The 21,689-nt window shown below is 41.5% G+C and carries 21 protein-coding genes; 9 read left to right on the top strand and 12 right to left on the bottom strand.

The genetic code is table 11. From position 1 onward, the window contains the following. Positions 1 to 191: 191 nt before the first annotated feature. Positions 192 to 1,025: a MaoC/PaaZ C-terminal domain-containing protein gene (locus tag G3R48_RS06255; RefSeq protein ID WP_153662144.1), complete on the bottom strand. Its 834-nt coding sequence runs from the start codon at positions 1,023 to 1,025 to the stop codon at positions 192 to 194. 303 nt (positions 1,026 to 1,328) lie between these two features. Here G3R48_RS06255 and G3R48_RS06250 point away from each other — a divergent pair, with 303 nt between their 5' ends. Then, entirely contained in the window at positions 1,329 to 2,093 is a 765-nt protein-coding gene (locus G3R48_RS06250; RefSeq protein ID WP_153662146.1) for a methyltransferase domain-containing protein, read from the top strand. A 182-nt stretch (positions 2,094 to 2,275) separates the two neighbouring features. On the opposite strand, the gene G3R48_RS06245 is transcribed toward G3R48_RS06250, so the two are convergent. Continuing rightward, the gene (locus G3R48_RS06245; protein ID WP_194823838.1) at positions 2,276 to 3,205 is read right to left on the bottom strand and encodes a TraB/GumN family protein; all 930 of its coding nucleotides are present in this window, start codon (positions 3,203 to 3,205) and stop codon (positions 2,276 to 2,278) included. 157 nt (positions 3,206 to 3,362) lie between these two features. On the opposite strand from G3R48_RS06245, the gene G3R48_RS06240 reads away from it, so the two are divergent. Next, the gene (locus tag G3R48_RS06240) at positions 3,363 to 3,674 is read left to right on the top strand and encodes a prephenate dehydrogenase (protein ID WP_153661846.1); all 312 of its coding nucleotides are present in this window, start codon (positions 3,363 to 3,365) and stop codon (positions 3,672 to 3,674) included. A 141-nt stretch (positions 3,675 to 3,815) separates the two neighbouring features. Here G3R48_RS06240 and G3R48_RS06235 read toward each other — a convergent pair whose 3' ends face one another. After that, positions 3,816 to 4,340 (bottom strand): DUF3016 domain-containing protein, encoded by a 525-nt coding sequence (locus G3R48_RS06235; RefSeq protein ID WP_153661848.1) that lies wholly within the window; start codon positions 4,338 to 4,340, stop codon positions 3,816 to 3,818. Positions 4,341 to 4,793: 453 nt separating this feature from the next. Between G3R48_RS06235 and G3R48_RS06230 the strand changes: the two genes are divergently transcribed. Further along, positions 4,794 to 5,099 carry a hypothetical protein gene (locus tag G3R48_RS06230; RefSeq protein ID WP_153661850.1) on the top strand — a complete coding sequence of 102 codons (306 nt, stop codon included), beginning with the start codon at positions 4,794 to 4,796 and terminating at the stop codon, positions 5,097 to 5,099. A 159-nt stretch (positions 5,100 to 5,258) separates the two neighbouring features. On the opposite strand, the gene G3R48_RS06225 is transcribed toward G3R48_RS06230, so the two are convergent. Further along, positions 5,259 to 5,768, bottom strand: a complete 510-nt coding sequence (locus G3R48_RS06225) for a DUF4240 domain-containing protein (RefSeq protein ID WP_153661852.1) — start codon at positions 5,766 to 5,768, stop codon at positions 5,259 to 5,261. Positions 5,769 to 5,841: 73 nt separating this feature from the next. On the opposite strand from G3R48_RS06225, the gene G3R48_RS06220 reads away from it, so the two are divergent. The 5 genes from G3R48_RS06220 (at position 5,842) to G3R48_RS06200 (ending at position 9,210) form a co-directional block, all read left to right on the top strand. Continuing rightward, a complete protein-coding gene (locus G3R48_RS06220) occupies positions 5,842 to 6,213 on the top strand; it encodes a hypothetical protein (protein ID WP_153661854.1) in 372 nt (123 codons plus the stop codon). Between the two features lie 153 nt (positions 6,214 to 6,366). Further along, on the top strand, positions 6,367 to 7,164 hold the full coding sequence (locus tag G3R48_RS06215; protein ID WP_153661856.1) for a response regulator: 798 nt from the start codon (positions 6,367 to 6,369) through the stop codon (positions 7,162 to 7,164). Between the two features lie 146 nt (positions 7,165 to 7,310). Further along, positions 7,311 to 7,583: an HU family DNA-binding protein gene (locus tag G3R48_RS06210; RefSeq protein WP_153661858.1), complete on the top strand. Its 273-nt coding sequence runs from the start codon at positions 7,311 to 7,313 to the stop codon at positions 7,581 to 7,583. 289 nt (positions 7,584 to 7,872) lie between these two features. After that, on the top strand, positions 7,873 to 8,562 hold the full coding sequence (locus G3R48_RS06205; RefSeq protein ID WP_153661860.1) for a TorF family putative porin: 690 nt from the start codon (positions 7,873 to 7,875) through the stop codon (positions 8,560 to 8,562). A 474-nt stretch (positions 8,563 to 9,036) separates the two neighbouring features. Beyond that, on the top strand, positions 9,037 to 9,210 hold the full coding sequence (locus G3R48_RS06200) for a hypothetical protein (RefSeq protein WP_194823839.1): 174 nt from the start codon (positions 9,037 to 9,039) through the stop codon (positions 9,208 to 9,210). A gap of 56 nt (positions 9,211 to 9,266) precedes the next feature. Here G3R48_RS06200 and G3R48_RS06195 read toward each other — a convergent pair whose 3' ends face one another. The 5 genes from G3R48_RS06195 to metB all read right to left on the bottom strand — a co-directional run bounded on the left by G3R48_RS06195 (position 9,267) and on the right by metB (position 16,108). After that, a complete protein-coding gene (locus G3R48_RS06195) occupies positions 9,267 to 10,625 on the bottom strand; it encodes an alanine/glycine:cation symporter family protein (protein WP_153661862.1) in 1,359 nt (452 codons plus the stop codon). A gap of 267 nt (positions 10,626 to 10,892) precedes the next feature. Continuing rightward, the gene (locus G3R48_RS06190; RefSeq protein WP_153661864.1) at positions 10,893 to 11,150 is read right to left on the bottom strand and encodes a cysteine-rich CWC family protein; all 258 of its coding nucleotides are present in this window, start codon (positions 11,148 to 11,150) and stop codon (positions 10,893 to 10,895) included. Between the two features lie 160 nt (positions 11,151 to 11,310). Beyond that, entirely contained in the window at positions 11,311 to 12,204 is an 894-nt protein-coding gene (gene metF / locus G3R48_RS06185; RefSeq protein ID WP_153661866.1) for a methylenetetrahydrofolate reductase, read from the bottom strand. 283 nt (positions 12,205 to 12,487) lie between these two features. Continuing rightward, on the bottom strand, positions 12,488 to 14,881 hold the full coding sequence (locus G3R48_RS06180) for a bifunctional aspartate kinase/homoserine dehydrogenase II (protein ID WP_153661868.1): 2,394 nt from the start codon (positions 14,879 to 14,881) through the stop codon (positions 12,488 to 12,490). Positions 14,882 to 14,947: 66 nt separating this feature from the next. Then, positions 14,948 to 16,108 (bottom strand): cystathionine gamma-synthase, encoded by a 1,161-nt coding sequence (metB, locus tag G3R48_RS06175; RefSeq protein WP_153661870.1) that lies wholly within the window; start codon positions 16,106 to 16,108, stop codon positions 14,948 to 14,950. 205 nt (positions 16,109 to 16,313) lie between these two features. On the opposite strand from metB, the gene metJ reads away from it, so the two are divergent. Next, entirely contained in the window at positions 16,314 to 16,628 is a 315-nt protein-coding gene (gene metJ / locus G3R48_RS06170) for a met regulon transcriptional regulator MetJ (RefSeq protein ID WP_153661872.1), read from the top strand. A 142-nt stretch (positions 16,629 to 16,770) separates the two neighbouring features. On the opposite strand, the gene G3R48_RS06165 is transcribed toward metJ, so the two are convergent. From G3R48_RS06165 to G3R48_RS06155, 3 genes are all read right to left on the bottom strand, one after another. Further along, positions 16,771 to 17,391, bottom strand: a complete 621-nt coding sequence (locus G3R48_RS06165) for a hypothetical protein (protein ID WP_153661874.1) — start codon at positions 17,389 to 17,391, stop codon at positions 16,771 to 16,773. Between the two features lie 72 nt (positions 17,392 to 17,463). Then, positions 17,464 to 19,662: an LruC domain-containing protein gene (locus G3R48_RS06160; RefSeq protein WP_153661876.1), complete on the bottom strand. Its 2,199-nt coding sequence runs from the start codon at positions 19,660 to 19,662 to the stop codon at positions 17,464 to 17,466. A 199-nt stretch (positions 19,663 to 19,861) separates the two neighbouring features. Next, positions 19,862 to 21,220, bottom strand: coding sequence for a glycosyltransferase (locus tag G3R48_RS06155; protein ID WP_153661878.1), 1,359 nt, complete (start codon positions 21,218 to 21,220; stop codon positions 19,862 to 19,864). Between the last annotated feature and the right edge of the window lie 469 nt (positions 21,221 to 21,689).

The following is a 21,689-nucleotide window of genomic DNA, read 5'->3' as shown; positions in this document are numbered from 1 at the left end:
AAAAAGATCGCTGAGAAATTAATGTCCAAATCCGAGTGAGTCAATAACATTTTACTCATTAAGGCACTATTTCACCGTAGTTGCGATCAGACTCAAAATTCAAATTGGTTGAATAATATTGCAATAACAGGGTTGTTCAGCCAATAAAAAGCCCGAGCATGAGCTCGGGCATGTTGTTGTCGCAACAACCGTTAACTTAAATACGTTAATTCACCGGTTAAGTGCGGTCTACGCCCTTTAATATCGCGCATTTCAAATTGCTTACCCCCTTCAATACTTTCATAACCAAAAGTCACTTCACTAGGCATGAAAACGGGCAACTTAAACTCGACATCTAGCTTAAATGGTTTATCACCAACAAACTGCATCAAATACGCCATCGACCTTGCTTTAGACCACATACCATGGGCTAGCACGCGATCAAAACCAAAGCGTTTTGACAAAATAGGATGTAAATGAATTAAATTGTAGTCACCTGACGCGTTAGCATACTGACGGCCTAAACCTTCAGGTAAAGTCCATTGTTGTACGTTTTCCCATGCCATTTTTGATGCTCGGGGCGGGCGGATGCGTTTTTTGCCTTCGATACGATACAGGTAAGTTGAAAATGCTTCCCATACCAATTCATCTGCAACATATATTTTCGACACTAAGTCAAACTCTAAGCCCGAATCTGTGGTACGACTGTCAGATAACTCACATTGCACATCAACATGCTCAGTCACATTCACTTGACGGTAAACACTAATGCTATTTTTTAGGTGAATCATCCCTAGCAACGGAAACGTCATCGCCTCGTGAGTGAAAATAGTGGCGTGTAACCGAAAAGCCAAAACATATAAATACGTTGGCGGCAAAATGTGCTTATCAAAATTAAACTGACAAACCTCAGCATACTGAGCGACTTTTTTAGCCGACACCGACACGTTTGTCGCTTTAACAAACACGCTAGGTAGTGGTTGCTGATCCCAACCAGGTTTGCGGCCGAAAAAAATTTTTCGATACAAAGTAAGCAAAGAAGGCATCGAAGTGAGTTCGATAGAGAAGTCGTGGCTCAATGTATTACACCTATAAAAAACACAATTATTACAACAATAAATTAGCGCAGCATTATACCCGAGACAATCAACACGGTCTAACCTAGCTCGTGTTAAACACGCAATCACCTAACAAAAACTAAACACGCCAACACAAACTCAACTTGACCCGTTCATTTTTGTGGTTACCAGCACGTAAAGAGATTTGAATTGATTGTTGGGGTTTACGCAATGAAATGCGACAATAACAACTTAATCTTCCCTATAAAAAAACTGATTGAGTGGCTGCAATTGCAAGATAAAAACTTTGATAAACTCGCCAAAAAATTCTCTAAAAATATCTACGGCACCACCAAAGGTGAGATAAGAGCCGCGGTACTGATGCGCGACTTATTGCCGGCAATATCTCAGTTAAACCGCACTAAATTACGCATTTTAGATGCCGGTGGTGGCTTTGGGTTTATCAGCCAAAAATTGGCTGCTATGGGACACCAAATAGTCTTGTGTGATATTTCAGCCAACATGCTTGAGCAAGCAAAAGAGCAAATAGCCCAAGCCGAGCAGCCGTTAAATATCACCTTAGTACATAGCGCCATTCAAGACTTATCGGCTGATGAATTAGGCCAATTTGATGTAGTAATGTGCCATGCAGTAGCAGAATGGCTAAGCGATGCCGAAACCACCCTCAATCATTTGCTTAATTTTATTAAGCCTGATGGTTTGTTTTCGCTAATGTTTTACAACAAAGAAGCATTGCGCTTTCATAGCCTTGTTTCAGGTAATTTAGATTATGTAGAAAGAGGCCTAAAAGTGAAGAAAAAAATCGGCCTGACTCCTAACTACCCGTTATATATAGAACAAGTAAGACAGTGGTTTAATGATTGGCAATTACAATTATTATGTCAGTCAGGTGTGCGGGTCATTAATGATTATTTAAAACAAAGCTTACCCGCAAACTTTGACACCAAGCAGTTAATAGAAATGGAGCTGCGATACTCACAACGTGAACCTTACTTATCATTGGGGCGCTATATCCACTTTATTGGCCAACGATAAAAAATGCTGAATTAATCGATTTAATTCAGCACTTTAATCAAAAATAGCTATTGATTGAGTCTAATCCTCAAGCAAGTAATACGATAGGTTTGCAACACATTTAGCCAGGTTACAATCATTCGGTTTTCAGCAGAATTAAACTCAACCACAGGCAAACGCTTTGCATTTCTTGCAAGTACTCTTTATTCACCGCATTGCTGTTGATGACATTTTTTTACTGTCATCCCAGTCGATTGCAATAATGAAGGCACTGATTGTCGCCCAACTAAATGCCCAGCCCCGACAACAATAAACAATTGCTCACCTTTATGTTTCATCATTAACGTCTCTATGCCTGCCGCCATGGAATGATTACGTTGCAATAATAACTTCTCAATCACCTCTGCTGACATTGACTCAGGATCATCCATCAACATAGATAACTGTTTTTCATCGCCACTGCGCCATGCATTGATAAGCCCTTTCATCTCGGAGTCTGACACTTTAATGGCTTCTTTAACCATATCTAACTGTGTTTGTGTCGAAAATGATGACAAAAGTTTAAACTGAAATGCCACTGACTCCAGTTGATACAATGGCTTATCACCTTTATTTGCCACAAAGGTTAAATCAACGCCTTTGTCAGCGCGAAGGCCTAATTGCCCAAACCGAACTAAGCCAATTTGCGATGCTTGTAGCCAAGGAGCAAACGGGGCAATCGCGGTGCACAATTGCGCATTTTTAGGACAAAAATCGCTTAATACCTGCTGAGTTTGCTCACTGACCTTAGGAGATGCCTTGCCATACTCTTGCAATAGTGCAGGCACATCAGCTTTTGCCATATCGGCTTCAATCACCAATGCATCTGACGCACTAAAAGCATGCTCTATGGTGTGATTTAATGGGTAAAAATCGTCTTTGCCCACATGGATAGAACCAAGTAAGTAGGCTTGCTCGCCTTGGTAATTAATTTGAAAAAAAACCGGGTTATCAGTTGTTGCGCTAAAGGCAGGGAAACTTCCCCCCACACTAATTAATAGTGAGGTCGCTAATGATAGTAACGCTACTGTGCTTTTTTTTAGCCGATGATTAAGTTGGCGAGTTTGCGCCAAACAACAAGTCCACTGAAACATCATTTCTCCCATTATGCAAATAACGCTTTAAAGGATAAATCCTCGTATAAACAAACTTAATCTTCATGATCTTATTAAGTTATCAGTGGTTATCACTTTCGCTTATTGGCATTGATTGCGTATAATTAAGCTATTGCCCATCACTTTCGAGGCTGAGATGCCGTATACAAAAATAATTCAGCAAATTAAAGAAAACCTGCAAACGGCTTATCGCCAATCTATCGACTGCGATTCACGTTTAGATGAATTACATAAAGCGGGGCACGGTAAGTTTGTATCGATTTTCAATAAAGAACAAGGTTTTAATGAGCAAAGCAATCGCTTCTTACCTTATGTTAAAGAGCTTGCTACTGACTTTGATCGTTTTCAATCTAACCAGCATATTGCCCCTGAAGAGTTAGAAAGCTTTGTGAAACGGTTAGCTACGCTATTGCAAACCATGCAAGTATTTAAATTAAGCTCTAAATAACAGCTTATTGTCAGGTAAGACAACTGAATACCCTTTTGCATTAGTCCTTAACTATGCACAATTAATACAATAAAAAAACCGCCTAAGCTAAATGCTAAGCGGTTTTTTTATTGGCTGTTTTTTTGCTCTTACACATATTGCTTATAGTTTGGTTGCAACAGTGGCATTAAACCATTTGTTGAGCATCAGCGTTTCATATTGAAACGGCTTATGCGTTCTTACCCGTGTTTGGGTCAAAAAGGTCATATCGCGAAGGTTTTCATCACCGGCAATAATCACTTTTCCACCTTCAAGCAATTGATAGCTAAAGGTTATTTTTGGTGGGTATAAATCCTTAATAATACGTAAATCACCCGATGTCGCCCCAAATGTTGGGCGCATATCCCCCGCTAAATCAACATTGGTGACTTGCAATGTTAACCGCTGATTAGGCTGTAAACTTTTTTGGACTTCTTTATTTAAGTTCTCTGTTAATGTGTTAAATAAACGCATCTCAAAACGCGATTGACGCTCATTTGATGTTTTTACATCTCTGAATTTATCCGGTTGTTGCCATTCAATCTTTACCGCTCCCGCTTCGGTTATCGGGTTAGGCTTTTCAGCTTCATCAGCAAAAGCAACATGACTAAATAGTACACTACTGATCATTAATATTTTAAGTTTCATCATGCGCTCCTTAAAGGCATTACAACAAAATTGACGTTCAAATTACGTTCACATCACCATTATATTGGTTCTTACCTGTACATATCCTTAACATAAGCCATGAGTTTGTATTTAAGCGAAACATTATCATAACCACCCGATGCTTAAATGGAGCTGAGCATCTGCACCAGCGGTTAGCAAACCTGATTAATCCCTCGCCCCTCTATCGTATAAGTTGTGGTAAAAGCGGCTTATGTCGCTTTCTTTTACTGATTTAACCGCTTACTGGCTTAACCATGCAAGAAGCCGCAATTGCACAACACAACTCTTATTCAGCAACCATTCAATAAGCGAATGCTAAAGTGGCTTCATCTTAAATCAGCAGCTAACACGTTGTTGTCTGTATTTGTTATTTATGCGCACGTTCAAGGAACTAACGTCGACAATTCATCATAAAATTGAGGAGTCAGACTTATGAAAACCTTAATCCACAACGCTCACTTTATCGCCGCTAGCAGTGCCGTGTTAATTAGCATAATGGTCACGTTGCCCATTATGGCAGCGCCCGGCTTATCTAATCCAAAAACTCAGCAACAGATCAATGAACAAGCATCACGTCTCGCTTTGCAGCAACAAGTGATTTATTTTGAACATGAAGTTGAGTTAGAGGCAAAATTTGACATTCAATTGGATCATGCCGACAAGCAATTTGTACGTAAAATATGCGCCAGTCACGATTTAGAGTTTGATAATAAGACCGCAACCTGCATGAAAAAATAAACTGGATAAGCGGTAGTTGTCACCGTGACAAGTCATTGTGAACTCACAGCGACAACTGAACGCGATAAACAAAAAAACCAAACGTTTACCCGTTTGGTTTTTTATTGCTAACACTAAAAATAACCTACCCCTGTCAATGACACAGCTTAAAAAGCGCCTTTAAAAAGGAAATGCTTGGCTTAATAACGGGTAAGACTTGCGCAAAAACTTAGGCTTTTGATTAAACTTTTTACCCGCAGGAGCATGAGTGCCAGCGGGAACAAAAGGCAATTCATGGCCGTTTCTATCTTCAAATATTTGCCCAGCAATCAAATCATAATCTTCAATAAAAGGATATGCATAATTATCTACTAACGGCCAAGCATCTAACTTGGCTAAGCTATCTGGGTCGTTAATCACCTCATGGTAAACCTGCTCACCTAATGACAATAAAAAACATTGAAATTCAGTAAAACCATGCTCGGAATCACAGCCTGTCACCACATAAGCTGCCCCCCATACATCCCAAGTGTAACTTTTACGCAATTGCTGCCCAAACCACTTATCAAAAGCCGCTAATTCATCATCGTCTAAGTTTGATAACTTCATTTTTAACGCAGCGACGCATTCATCAGAGGATTGCGTAGCCGAAGTACGAGTGACTAACGCCCAAAACTGCGATGGTGTCATAATGAACCTTCCCCAAATAATCGTAAATACGCTATTCTACAGCAAAATAACTGACATCCCCTATGGACAGAGCATGCCAATCCGCGTTTATTTACTTTTTACCCTCTACATTTTATTGGCCGTTGTGAGTTTATGGAAAGCCATCAGCTTTACTTCATTTGATTTACTCACAATTGGGGTTTTTCCGGTCATTGTCGGGTTAGTTTACAAAACGAGATGGGCAAGAGTTGTGCTGTTTGTCTACATTATTTTGCAATCACTAGGCTTCATTGCCATGTCGGTTGTGGCGATAATTGCTTATCAAATTACCCCTGAAGATGTGAATATTGTCGTCAATGACATTAATATTCCTATTCTGCCATTAGCACTTAGCTTATTGAGTATTATCATTTTTCAATGGTGGGTGGTCTGTACTAAGCCCATCAAGCAATATTTAGCGAACTGATACAAGTATTAGTACAAAGTGATACCTACATCACAAACCTAATACGCTAACAGGCGATATTTAGTGCAACAAATCTGACTTGGATGACTATAATCCTTGTATCGATTAAAATATTTCGCCCTCCCATTTACGCCAAAGCTTAAGAAGCCTTATATGCATCAATTATCTCCAAGTGAACTCTCTATTTTGTTACTTGAACCTTCTGATATGCAAAAGAAAGTGATCATTAGTCGCTTACAAAAAGAAGGCGTCAACCAGATCCAAACAGCCACAACAATAGCCGAAGCTAAGCAAAATATTGCCAAATATAAACCAGACTTAATTGCCAGCGCATTACATTTCAGTGACGGTGAAGCCACTGAATTACTTAAATTTATTAAACAAGATGTGCGCTACCAAGAAATTCAATTTATGTTGGTATCGAGTGAGTGCCGTAGAGAGCAGCTAGAGGTTTTTCGTCAATCAGGTGTGGTCGCTATTTTGCCTAAACCTTTTAGTGCCGAGCATTTAGCCACTGCACTCAATTCCACTATTGACTTAATTAGCAATGAAGAACTCGACCTGAGTCATTTTGATGTTCAAGACCTGCGCGTATTAGTGGTTGATGACAGCCGCATGGCCCGAAATGTTATTAAGCGCACCATTGGTAATTTGGGCATTCAGCACATTACTGAAGCGGCAGATGGTCAAGAAGCTATTCAGATTATGCAACAAGAAATGTTTGATTTGGTAATTACCGATTACAATATGCCAAGCGTTGATGGCTTAGAATTAACTCAATTTATTCGTAATGAATCTCAGCAATCGTACATTCCTATTTTAATGGTGTCCTCAGAAGCCAACGATACCCATTTAAGTAATGTTTCCAGCGCGGGGGTTAATGCTTTATGTGATAAACCATTTGAACCACAGCTGGTTAAACAGATTTTATATCAACTACTTGAAGACTAACTGCAAAAAAGTGATCTTGAACCAATTTTTATTTTAAAATCCCGCACTGATGCGGGATTTATCATATAAAAGGCTTTCAAAGCCAATTCGCTTATGGCATGTTAATCAAGTTTGGAACACTCCTATGGAAAGTAGAGACTACTAAAATGAACAAAAGTGAATTAATTGCAAAAATGGCAGAAAGTGCTGAGCTAACCAAGGCTGAAGCAGGTCGCGCACTAAAATCTTTTGAAGAAGCAGTAACTGAAGCAATGAAAAACGGTGATAAAATTTCAATTGTAGGCTTTGGTTCTTTTGAAACATCTGAACGAGCTGCTCGTACAGGTCGTAACCCACAGACCGGTAAAGAAATCCAAATCGCAGCTGCAACAGTACCTAAGTTTAAAGCCGGTAAAACACTAAAAGACAGCGTTAACTAAATTTTACAACTAACGACTGTTAATACTAAAACCTCCCATGTGGAGGTTTTTTTATGCTTATCTCTATCTCCCGCCCAAATGTTAGTTTTTTGTTGCACTACCTAGGTGCGTTGCTGCCACATAAAGTTGCATCCCTTCATTAACTCATAACAGCTAAAATCATTAAGTTACTGTATTTAAATGACATTTAAAGTTGGCATAGGTTTCGCTATTTCTATTTCAATTAACGAGCATCACGTCGACCGTTTGCACCAAAGGCGTGATGAATAATAAAACTTAAGGGGATAGCATGAAAAAATCGATAACCAAAGCAGTAGCATTAACTGCCGGCCTATTAATGAGTAGTACTGTGTTTGCAGAAGTTAGCGGTAATATCGGCGCTACGTCGGATTATTTATGGCGCGGTGTATCACAATCTTCTGGCGCGGCAATTCAAGGCGGTGTCGATTACGCCCACGAGTCCGGATTTTATCTTGGCACGTGGGGTTCAAATGTCGACTTTGGTGATGGCACTTCATACGAACTTGATATATATGCAGGCTTTGGTGGTGAAATAACTGAAGACTTAACTTACGACATTAACTACCTTTACTACGGCTACCCAGATGCACCAGGTAGTATTGATTTTGGAGAAGTGACAGTCGGTCTTGCATGGAAAGCGTTTGATATTTCTTATTCGCATACTGTTAATGGCGGCGATGACATCGCTTCATCGCCACTTGATTCAAAAGACATGATTTATGTGCAAGCTAACTACAGTCAACCTTTGACACAAAAACTGACCTTAGGTTTGCATTACGGTTACTCAAAAGGTGATGTGATCACCAGTTGGTTTAATACCGATAGTTACTCTGAATATAATGTGTCATTAAGCGCGGCTACTGACCTAGGCGATGTGTCGTTTATGGTATCGAAAACCGACCTTGACGATGATGACGCCAAATTAGTAATTGGATATTCATTTGGCTTTGAACTTTAATCTCATCGCTAACATAGGAGACATAGAAAATATTCAGTAAAGATGGTTTGTTTAATCTCAACCATAGGGTTAGCAACTCAACGTTGTTAAATGCAAGTCATCACAACTGTGTTAGCGCAATGCATCAAAAGCACTAACCCAACAATGCCACCTATCGGTGGCATTGTTATTTCCCCGCCAAATTTTCTATTTCGTCATTTCGTCATTTCGTCATTTCGTCATTTCGTCATTTCGTCATTTCGTCATTTCGTCATTTCGTCATTTCGTCATTTCGTCATTTCGTCATTTCGTCATCAGGGTGTCATAAAAGTAGTACTTAATTAATACTGTTTTATTCAGCTTTTTAATCACTTAAATTTCGGCTTAAAAACACCGTTAAAGATGTAATAGCAACTTCATCATTTACTGCTAAGCTGAAACTAAACGTGTAAAGCTTTTCCACATAACATGCTAACGCCCATTAAGGAGGTCGTTATGGCAAACCTAACCGAACACGTCCCAAATGACATTGAACTTGAAGAAATGTCTAAACCAAGAAATATTAAAGCAGCACAAGTACTTGAGCATAAAAGAGAGGTCAGAAGAAAACTGGATGATTTCCTTGATAATGCACAATTACGCAAGGATATTGAAGATGACTTTATGTAACATTAATCACTAAAAAGGCCCTTATTCAGGGCCTTTTTTATGTCAAAAGACTGCGATTATTTATCTGTTACCGCGGCTAATGACTGCTTAGCGAAGTACTCTCGGGTTAACTTAAATACCACAGGGCTTAATAACACCAATGCAATTAAGTTAGGAATGGCCATCATGGCATTCAACGTATCGGCAAGTAACCAAATAAACTCTAATGAACTCACCGCACCTAAAGGCACGACGATGGTCCAGAGTAATCTAAATGGCTTTATGGCTTTTTCGCCGAACAAATACTGCACACACTTTTCACTGTAAAAGCTCCAACCTAAAATCGTGGTAAAAGCAAATACAGATAATGCTATTGCTACAATGTACTGCCCAATAGGCATTGCTTGAGCAAAAGCCATCGAGGTTAATGCTGCGCCATTGACGCCTGAAGTCCACACACCAGAGACCACAATAGCAAGCCCTGTAATTGAACACACAATAATGGTGTCGATGAACGTACCAAGCATTGCCACTAAACCTTGCTTAACCGGTTCAGTTGTTTTTGCCGCAGCGTGCGCAATCGGCGCACTACCTAACCCAGCTTCATTTGAGAAAATACCGCGCGCAACACCAAAACGAATCGCGGCCCAAACGGCTGCACCAGCAAACCCGCCTTGAGCAGCAACCGGGTTAAATGCAGATTCAATAATCAGCGCAAATGCCGCTGGAATTTGATCAGCAAAAACCACCAACACAAATAGCCCAGCCGAAATATAAAATAGTGCCATTAACGGCACCAGCTTACCGGCGACCACGGCAATACGTTTAATGCCGCCCATTAACACCGCACCAACTAATACCATTAACACAACGCCTGTTACCCATACCGGCACGCCAAAGGTACTATTCATCGCATCAGCAACTGAATTTGTTTGCACTGTATTACCAATACCAAACCCAGCAAAGGCACCAAAAAAGGCAAAGGCAGTACCTAACCATGCCCACTTACTGCTTAAGCCATTTTTTATGTAATACATTGGCCCGCCAACATGATTGCCATTGGCATCTTTTTCTCGAAACTTAACCGCCAATACCGCCTCTGCAAATTTGGTCGCCATTCCCACCAGCGCAGTACACCACATCCAAAATAATGCGCCTGGGCCGCCTAAAACAATGGCCGTTGCCACCCCGGCAATATTACCGGTACCAATAGTGGCTGACAGTGATGTCATTAACGCATTAAACGGGCTCACATCACCCTTTTCATTGCTTTCGCGCCCCTGCCATAACAACCTAAAACCCGTCCCTAATCGAACGATTGGCATCAGTTTTAAACCAATTGATAAAAATAACCCAACTCCGAGGATCATCACCAACATCGGCACACCCCATACAATGCCATTGATGGTGTTAACAACTTCTGTCACTATTTCCATGCAAATCCTCTTTGACGCTTGTTCGCGTTTAATTGATTATTGTTATTATTGGGCTTGCTTAACGGCTTATGTTACCGCCCTATTTTAGAGTACCCTGATTAAACCAAAATACGCAACAATCTAAACACCTGTTAACATCAAAAACACACACTGACTTATACAGCAAGCCAAACAAGACCGTCACGCTGTTCACAGCAAAAGACAGTCATCAACAACATAAAGAAGATTAATCAATAGGATGATAAAAACAGGCACAAAAGAGGTGGATTAAGGTATGTAGATTTCAACGTCAGAGACCTCACAGCTTGCATCAATCATCGCTTGAGCGCATTGCGGGCATATACATTGTTTATGTTTGAATTGAATTTGCGGATTCTCAGATTTAAAACGGCTTAACGCAGCAGCAATAGAGTGCGGCTGCGTTAAGCACCAACAACCGTGAATACTTTTACCAACAGCCATTGCACATTGGTTTTTTGCTTGGCAGATAGGACAAACTTGTGTCTCTGCAATCGTCATAGTCATTAAATACCATCCTTAATAAAGCACACAGTTAACTACATCTCGCTTAAGTTTATCACTAACGATTCGCTATTTAACGGCATCTTTTTCAAATAAAAAAACCTCGTTAGTTCAACGAGGTTTTATGATTACAATGGCAACATTAATACGGTAAATAGGCCTATTAACCATTCGTGTTAGGTCTTACCCCTAATGTATGGCAAATTGCATAGGTTAATTCTGCACGGTTTAGGGTATAGAAATGAAAGTCTTTTACACCTTCACGAGCCAATACTTTCACCATATCAATGGCCACATTTGCCCCAACTAATTGGCGCGTAGCAGGATCATCATCTAGCCCTTCAAACTGTTTATTTAACCACCCCGGAATAGCCACATTGGTCATATCGGCAAAGCGTTTAGTTTGTTTAAAGTTTGTCACAGGCAAGATACCCGGGACAATTTCGGTATCTATTCCCGCAGCGACGCAGCGATCTCTAAAGCGTAAATACGATTCCACATCAAAAAAGAATTGGGTAATGGCACGATTAGCACCCGCATCAATTTTCTTTTTCAAGTTAATCAAATCAGACTGCGCATTTCTTGCATCAGGATGAACTTCAGGATACGCCGCAACTGAAATATCAAAGTCAGCCACAGATCGTAATAAGCGGACTAAGTCATTAGCAAAACGAGTCGGTTTTGGGCTGCCATCGGGTAAATCACCGCGTAATGCCACAATATTTTTAATGCCGCTATTCCAATACTGTTTGGCTAAATCAACGAGTTCTTCATCGCTGGCATCAACTAACGTTAAGTGCGGCGCGGCCACTAAGCTAGTTTCTTGCTGAATACGCTCAATTACCCCGTGAGTACGGTCACGAACACCAGAGTTTGCTCCATAAGTCACTGAGACAAACTTAGGGTCTAGTGGCGCTAAACGGCGAATAGAGTTCCACAAGATTTTTTCCATCTCTGGGGTTGATGGTGGAAAAAATTCAAAAGACACATTGATATCGCTCAATTCAGATAAGCTCTGATTCAGCGATTGCGTATGTTGGGCGTGATGAAAAGCCATGATGAATTCCTTCTACTTCAAAAAATATTGCCAAACCAAGTAAACTAAAGAAGGCAGTTGGCTTTTGCTCTTTTAGCCGTTTGGACGTCTATATGTCTACATACTAGAACACTGGTGTTTGAAGTCAAGACAAAATCCATAGATTTACGTGTCAAAGCCAATGAATGCTGCTCAAGGCGATCATGAGCAAAATGCAAAGACACAAAAAAAGGCTCCGAAGAGCCTTTGGTTTTCATTAGATGGCCGCAACCTAAATTGGCAACCTTATCGACAAAACTCGTCGTTATTCTTGCAGTAGATCTTTGCAGATATGCACTAAGTCAGATTGCACAGCCGCAGCGGTGACTTCTCGTCCTGCTCCAGGTCCACGAATAATGAGCGGATTACCTTGATAAAACGCACTACGAATAACAAACACATTATCGCCTGGGGTTAAGTTGGTATACGGATGATTTTGATCCACCCATTGCATACTGACTTCAGCCACAAGTTTGTCGGCTTCTTTTTCAAGTGATGCCACATAACGCAGCACTTTATCTTGCTCAGCTGCCGCATTAAATTGTTGCAACAAATCCGCATCTAACTCATCAATACGCGCTAAAAACTCATCCAGTGACACATCAACTAACGCATCCGGCACTAGCGACTGTAACTTAATATCTTCAAGTTCAATCGACAAACCGATTTCACGGGCTAAAATCAGCAGCTTACGTTGCATATCTCGCCCAGATAAATCGTCACGCGGATCCGGTTCTGTAATCCCCAGCACTCTTGCTTGAGTCACCAATTCAGAGAACGGTTTTTGGCCATTGTAATGTTCAAATAGCCAACATAACGTACCAGAGAAAATACCACCAACAGCCTCAATGTTATCGCCACTGTTGTGCAAATCATTCAAAGCATGTTGAATCGGTAAACCTGCTCCACAACTGGCGTTATAACGCCAAAATAAACGGCGATTACTGAGTTGCTGTTTTAACTCTTGATAAAAAGGTAATGGGCCGGAACCTGCCAATTTATTCGCGCTAACGACATGCACGCCGCGACTAAATAATTCAGGGTATTGCTGAGTTAACTGCGCACTGGCGCTAATGTCTAGTGCAACAATCTCGTCGCAATTTACATTTTCAAGTTGCTCAAATAAATGCTCATAGTTCCATTCGTTGGCATCTTGCTCAAATTGTTGCTGCCAACAATCTAACTCAATCCCTTGTTCGATAATTAACGCTTTTTTGGAGCTAACCAAACCAACTAACTCAACCGTGGCTTCAAGCTCTCGGTTAAGCATGGTGCTAGAACGTTTAAATAAATTTATCCACGCTTCACCAATATTGCCAACACCGAGTAGCAGCACGCCAATACGCATACGTGGACCTGCGCAGCGACGATGAACTTTTTGGGTTAATAGATTAACTTGAGCTTGAGGCACCAGCGTAACCAAACTTAATGCGTCTTCAAACACAGGTTTTGCGTCACGACTTAGTAAACGGGCAAAGCTGCGATGAAATAGCTTGGCATCTGCGCTCACTAATGCCACTAGCCCCATGTCGGTATGGCTATTTAAAGCACTAATTTCAAATTCTTGTGCCTTGCTCGACAATAACTGTTCTACTAACTCTTTATTTTCAACCGTGAACGCTAGCTCAACCTTTTGTTGTGCATACGACCACGACGCCAATGGCGTTAATGTTTGCTCTTTAAGTAAGCTAATAAGTGCATCAAGTGAACCGCCAATTTTAAACGACAATAACGCCACTTTATTCAAGCTGGTCACAACCGGTGCACTGGCTGATGAGCTTTGCGGCGCAATTAACGTGAAGTCAGTATGTGAAGCGTAACTTGAGCGCACAGCCAAGCTAACCTTGGTATTAAATAATGGCTGCAATGTGCGGCAATGCAGCACTGGCGAACCTAAATGGGCTAACTTGTCAGCCTCTGCTAACGACAAACTATTCAGTAATCTTGCGTCATTAATCTTATTAGGGTCGGCATTAAATACCCCTTCAACGTCGGTCCAAATCGTCACCCGGCCAATGTCAGCTAGGCTGGCAATTAACGTCGCGCTGTAGTCAGAGCCATTACGCCCAAGCAAAAGGGTATCGCCTTTATCATTTGCGCAAATAAAACCGGTGATAATGACGCGTTCATTGGGGTGTTTGGCCAATAACGCCTGCACTTTGTCATGCGACTCGGCCAAACGAATATTGGGAACACCGCCTTCATCGGCGAGCAAAATAGCACAAGCATCAACATTAGATGCCCCCACGCCCGACTCTCTAAGTAGCGCGGCCATCAATCTGGCAGACCAACGCTCACCAAAGCTAACTACTTGATTTAACTGGTAGCTATTTCTAGAAGGCAATGACAATAACGACATCAACTGAGCTTTATCGGTTGATAAGCGCTCGCGTAAGTCACGCGCCTGTTGATTAGACAACAGTTGCTCAATTAACTTTTGCTGAAAACTAATCAGTACTTGTAGCTCTTCTTGCCACAATTGACCTTCTTCACGCAGCTTTAGTAGCTTATATAAAAAATTGGTGGTTTTACCTGCTGCAGATACCACCACTAAGTCATCGCTATTGCCATGGGTGAGCAAAATATGGGCCACACGGCGATAACAGTCAGCATCTGCCAAACTTGAACCGCCAAACTTATGTAAATGACCTCGTGCCATCTTTCACTCCTCAACTCACCTACTGATATGCAAATTTATCAATATGTTTAATAACTAATTTTGCGGTTACAGCGCTGCAACAGCAGCTAATCCAGCTTGAATATCAGCAATTAAATCGTCACTGTCTTCAATACCAACTGATAGTCTTAATAATGTGTCTTTTACACCTGCTTCAAGGCGAGCTTCAGGTGCTATTGCTCTGTGGGTCATAGTAGCAGGAACAGCAACCAAACTTTCTACTCCGCCTAAACTTTCTGCCACACTAAATAACGATAACGCCCTTAAAAACGCCACGACAGCATCTTCACCGCCTTCTAGCTCAAAACTTAACATAGCGCCAAAGCCTTGTTGCTGTTTAACTGCAATTTCGTGACCAGGGTGAGTGGCTAAACCCGGATAATATACTTGAGTCACACAATCGCTTTGCGTTAATAAGCTAACAATTTTTTGTGCATTGGCTTGATGTTCACGAATACGCACCGCCAACGTGCGTAATCCACGTAATGTGAGGTAACTGTCCATGGCGGATCCCGTTAACCCTAAAGTATTTGACCACCAATGAAGTGACTCACCAATTTCAGCATCTTTAGCAACAACAACGCCGCCTACTACGTCGCTGTGGCCGTTAATATATTTAGTTGTTGAATGAATAACAATGTCTGCACCTAAGTTAAGTGGCTGCTGTAAAATAGGTGACAAAAAGGTGTTATCAACCACCACTAATGCTTCAACCTCATGCGCCGCATGAGCAATTTCATTGATATCAACCACTCGAAGCAATGGGTTTGATGGTGTCTCTAGCCACACCATTTTGGGGCTTTGAGCCATGGCGTTGGCTAATGCGCCGTTGTCAGTTTGATCTACCACCAATAACTTAAACGCGCCTTTATTGGCCAGGTTGGTAAATAACCGGTAACTGCCGCCATAGCAGTCATGTGGCACAATTAATAAGTCATCAGGCGTTAGTAAACTGGTGACGAGAGTAATTGCGGCCATACCCGTGCAAGTTACAACCCCTGTTGCGCCATTTTCTAGTTTAGCCAGCGCCTCTCCCAATACATTTCGGGTTGGATTACCTGAGCGGCTATAGTCAAATTCACGTGGAGTTTTATGGCCATCAAAGCTGTAATTAGTCGACAAATATATTGGCGGAACAACCGCACCATATTGTGTGTCACTTTCGATACCGTGACGGACGGCTAAGGTCGCAATATGCGGTTTGGTCATGGTGAACTCCTAAATTAACAACACACAAGAGATGTCTAGACGGCTAAAATAACGAATATAGGTCACAGCGTCAACCAAAATAGACGTTTAGACATCTAAACATAAAGAAATCTATTTGCATTAAGCACAAATTCACTGCAATAATTTGACTACAGCTTAATAGGGGTTAAAATCTGCTCCGAATTTATAGTGGAAAGGTGAGTTAATGACTGAGTGGAATGGCGAATATATTAGCCCATATGCCGAACATGGTAAAAAGAACGAACAAGTAAAAAAAATAACCGTGTCTATCCCCTTAAAAGTGTTAAAAGTGCTCACTGATGAACGCACTCGTCGTCAAGTGAACAACTTACGACATGCAACTAATAGTGAACTTTTGTGTGAGGCTTTTTTACACGCTTATACTGGTCAGCCTTTGCCTAATGATGGCGACCTTACAAAAGATCGCCCAGATAGCATTCCGTTAGAAGCCAAAAAACTAATGGATGAAATGGGTATTGAATGGGAAGACATGGAATAGCTTTCCAAAACGCTGCAATAAACAAGCTACCACCGATGAGGTTGAAGTTTTTTATTGGCTAAAACAAAAGGGATATCACTCAGTGACATCCCTTTTTTATTGGCTTCATTAAGTATTGATGATGCCTATTTAACAACGTGAATCAATTAAGCGTTAACTGCTGCTCATCTGCACTTGGGTCATATTGCCACTGCGTGTATTGCGGCGCGCTACCATCATAAAACCAAATCACTGCCATTAAGCTATGCTGATGATTAGCCACGGTTAATACTTCATCTAGCTTACCCTCGGTTAACGGCCCACGTAATAAACAAGAATCATAATTAACTTCAATTTGCGCGCCTTGAGTAAAGTCATCACAAAGTGAGAAATAACCGCGCTCAGTAGACGACAATTCAACATTAACAGCCAAGTCGAACACCGCCTGCATCTCAAACTCTGGGGCAACGACTAAGTCGTCAATAGAGGTTGGGCTGGGCGTGGTTTCTTCCTCCGGTTCAGGGTCAGTTTCTGTCGCCGGTGGCGTAGTACCGGTAGCAGGGGTTGTCGGTGTAACGGCAACCTCTGTAGGAGCTGAAGAGTCACCACCGCCACCACAAGCGGTAATAAAGGTTACTGACATCGCCAATAATATGTTTTTTACCATGGGTTTGTGGCCACCTTTTTTTTGTAAATAGTCAAACCATGATTGTTTATGTTCATCGGTTTCGTTATTAGGTGCTTGTGCCATCACATTCAGTGATTTATCCATTAATTGATTCATAATTTATCCCTTTCATCTAAGTTGGCTATTGCCATAAATGAGTGTGTTAATCGCTTCGATAAATAGCGCCTTTTAAAACACCAGCTCTTCAGTGATGGTCATATACCAATCAGGACTCGTGTTGCCTGTTGGGTCGGCGGCAAAATCAATAAACTCAACATAAGCATCATCAAGGCGCTCAGTTTCTACTGGGTGCTGCCAACCATCAGGCACTTCAATTGCCCAGCTCATACCATTCGCATCTTGGAAGTATTGACCGTCTTGTGCGGAAGAATTGTCGTCATGCATACCTAAGAAGCGGCTATCGAATAAATCAGTCGGGGCTTTATTTTTAAGGTGGATTTCTAATTTACGGCCTGGGTTTTGACCATCGGTAATATTTTTTGCGGTTAAGCCATGGTCGGTATTAGGGGTTGCAAAAATAAATGGGTCATATGGGAAAGCTGGCATTTGGTCTACTTCGACCGCATCAACAAACGGAACCGTCATTTGCCAAGTTGCTCGATAATTTGTCCCACAACCATCTTCAGTCCTAAAGTATTCACAATTATTGCCTTTAGTGACATGGCCCCAAAGATCTTCACTAAATACAAGCACGGCGTTGGTTTGACCCGCTTCCAGTGGCGAGCTTGATTGAGTTATCCCCTGAGCACTCCATTCAATAGCGGACTCTTGAACATTACTTCTAGCAATAGCAGGTAATTGGATTGCAAATCCATTGTGATACCACGCTCCCATTGCCACTAATTGCGCTTCAAAACCAACCCGACGAACAAGGTTATTTTTCACAAATTGCACAATGCGCAGCTGCATCACCACATCATTCATGTCAAAATCCCCCTGGTTAGGGAATAAATCTTCATAAGCTAAGGTCGTGTAAGTAGAAGATGAGGGGTAATAGGTCATGGTGACACCCGTTTCGGTCACAGTTAATGGGTAATCTTCCACTTCACCGTCACTCACGCCACCTGTAGGTAGAATATCTTTAGTACTACTTAAGCGAAAACGAGACCAAGTTGAGCCAGCTTTTGCCCAATTAGGGACATCAATACTCAGTGTAGTTTGGCCATCAGACATTTTTTGAGATTGAATGACGCGATCTTCTTCATCAAATTGACCATCTTGGCCCCAATCAATCCAAGCATTTAAATAGCCATCAGAACCGGTGGTATCCACCAACAAAATAGCTGATTCCCCAATTTCAAATCCGGTAGGCATGCTAATACCATCATCATCGTCATTTCCATCACTGTCATCATCAGACAATGGTGATGGATAGCCGTCAGATTCATTATCAACAAGTTGACCTAGGTTTAACCCCGCAACAATACCGTGACGCGCCCCGTTTGAATCAATTAACGTGCCATACGAATCAGGCGCATCAGCAAAATCAACCGCGTTACCTACCGGGACGGGGGCTAACGCACAACGCGCACCATCATTAGAAGTCGATGACGGACCATAGGAAAATAATTCTGCTACTGGAGCGGCATCTTCAACATTTAATCGATACACATTCCCGGTATTGTTATTACTTAAATATAAGTTGCCGTCTGGGTCAAAAAATTGCGCACCAAAGGTAAAACTTTTAGTCCCAGTAATGACTTCGCCAATGGTTTCATATTCGCCCGTTGCCGGATCAATTTTAATTAGTTTCCCTGAGGTGCCGTTGGTTACGGCATATAAAAAGCCATCGCTGGGATGAAATGCAAAATCGGTAATCGTGTAATCAATTAAATTACTTTGGTTGGTCACTAGCTCCATTTGCGGATTGGCTTCATCAAGGTTAATGCGAAACAAACCGAGCTTTTTACGGTAACCAAACCAGACATTTTCATCAATGGCCACATCGCCAACATAAAAATTCGTGGTTCCAACAAGGCTATGCTTTGTCATCGTTAAGGGCGTAGCTTGATACTGATTATCAATACGACTCAGCAGTTTATTCTCATAATCCCAACCATATAAATAGTTATCGTTATAACTAAAACCCGTCCCATTAATGGCAGAATTCACGCCCATTTCATCAGACAAGGTCACATAACTGCCGGTACTTAAATCCACCCCATAAGCAATAGGATTGCCTGCAGGTGTTTGCACAATAAATGCTTCAGTCGGACAAGCATCAAACGGTTCAGCAGCTTGAGCTGTTTGGCAAAACAGTAACGCTGTTGCACTTAATGCAATCGCAAGAGCCCGTTTCTTAAATAGATGTTGCGGCTGCGGGGTCGGTAACGCATTAAGCGTCGGATCATAAATTGAAGAAGTCATAAGGTCTCTCGCTTTATTGATTAGGTATCGAGATACTGCATAGACTAGGCCAATATTATTTAGCTTTATTTATCAATGGAATGAATAAGAATTAAACCTTTTCAAGGCCACCATTAGCAATCTGCAATGCAGAAAAAAATGCCAATATGCAAGGATTGCATTTGATCAAAAGGCGTAATCGGGAGTATTTAAGTGAGGCTTAACGCAAGAGTGTGGTTAACAGCTGCTGCCATTGTTGTACAACTTGTTGCCATTGTTGCTGTGCCCATAGTTGTTGCGTCGTATCAACCCGTGGGCTGGTATTGTGATGTTCGTTGCTGTTTACTGCGCGATTGGGCATGTTATCCACATTATCAATTAATTCGTTCTGGCAAAACCCAATAATCGTCGCGGCAATGTCTTGTGCCGTTAACACCGCAAACTGATGACATTTAACCGGTGCATTAATAAGCTGATCACCAAGGCCATCCACACCCGATGTGATTACGGGTTTATTCATTGCCAATGCTTCTTGCATTATCAAACCAAAAGGTTCCCATCGTGATGGCACGACTACCGCATCTGCTGTTATCAACATAGGTTTAATATCCGCTACCGCAGGTAAAATCTGCACATGCTTCATTGTTATGGCAATTTGCTCTAAATGTGCAGCTTCTTCGCCTTGTCCAACCAAGGTTAATTGGCATAAAGACGCAGGCACTAATTGCATGGCTTTAAGCAATACATCAAACCCTTTTTGGCGATGAAAGCGCCCATAAGCCAATAACTGAATAGGACGATGATGATTAGCAGTATTCTGTCTATGCTGACCATTATTGGCAGTCTCGCAAGGTGGCGTTGTTTCGTTGACGGGCTTCGCAGACGCTATGGTTAAATCAATAGTGCCTGACTCAAACATGGGAGCACGCTCAGGTTTAACATCAGCAGCTAAGCCAGAAGGGAGAGCAACCACAGACGATGGCGTAGATGCGCATTTTTTATCTATTTCAGCATCAATATCAGCATCAACAAAGGTATTGACCATCGTTACTGGGCGCTCAAAGAATCGACTAAGGTCACGCCCTTGGCCTAACATAAACACTTTTTCAACGGATAAAAGCTGCTTAGACAACATCCATGCTTGTTGAGAGGCAGAAATCGCTATCACGTTATCAACTAAGGCATAAGTGCATTTTAACAGTGTCAGAAAACGCCAAGGATGAACAATTTGCTCACGAACAAACGCTGGGCTGTAATGGTGCTCTTGAAGAATGAATTTAGCATTAGGGTGAGCCAGTTTTAATTTTGCCATCCCCAACAATGCTAACCAACTAGCCGCACCATGAAAGCAAATAATGTCAGCGTTAAGGTTTAAACGACTGTTTAGCTGCATTGGTAAACATACCATGCGCATATCAACATCATTAGCAAGGCTTGAAGCGCACAAATGCGTTAGGGCCACATTTATACCGCCCATGTTATTGTCTGGCACACAATGCACCACCAACGGTTTACGGTGAATGTTATCTTGTGTTGCCTGAGTAGATTTAGCTTGAGAAGTCAGTCGTGGCACTGGCATATATCCGTCATCCCTCTACTCACCATTTAGCTGCCTAAGTCGATTTAAGCCAAGTTAAATAAAGTGTTGTTCAATTGCGCTTGTTAGGCAAACTAAAAACGACTCTTTGTCAGAAAATAAAGCCGTTCTCAGGTACCATTAAACTCGCTAGTAATGACCTTTAATGACCTTTAATGACCTTTAATGACCAACGATTAACTAATTACGCCATAATGAATAAACCATAACAAATAATGTATCGCCCAAATGACAAGGTCCGTTACTAAAGGTGTTAATAGTGTAAAAATCACCCGTTAAGGCTTAGCAATGCAGACTACAGCGCCAGCTAACGATGCCCATATAGCGCTTAGCTAACACGAAAGTTGACAATGGCGTTATTGTAAACCACCTTAACAACCACTTAAAATCAGCATTTAACACGCGCAAAAAAAATGACCGTAAAAACGGTCATTTTTTTACACTCATACTC

The organism is Shewanella intestini, assembly GCF_018221465.1.
Lineage (GTDB): Bacteria > Pseudomonadota > Gammaproteobacteria > Enterobacterales > Shewanellaceae > Shewanella > Shewanella intestini.
Note: the sequence above shows the minus strand (reverse complement) of the source record. Positions and strands in the feature narration are given on the sequence as shown.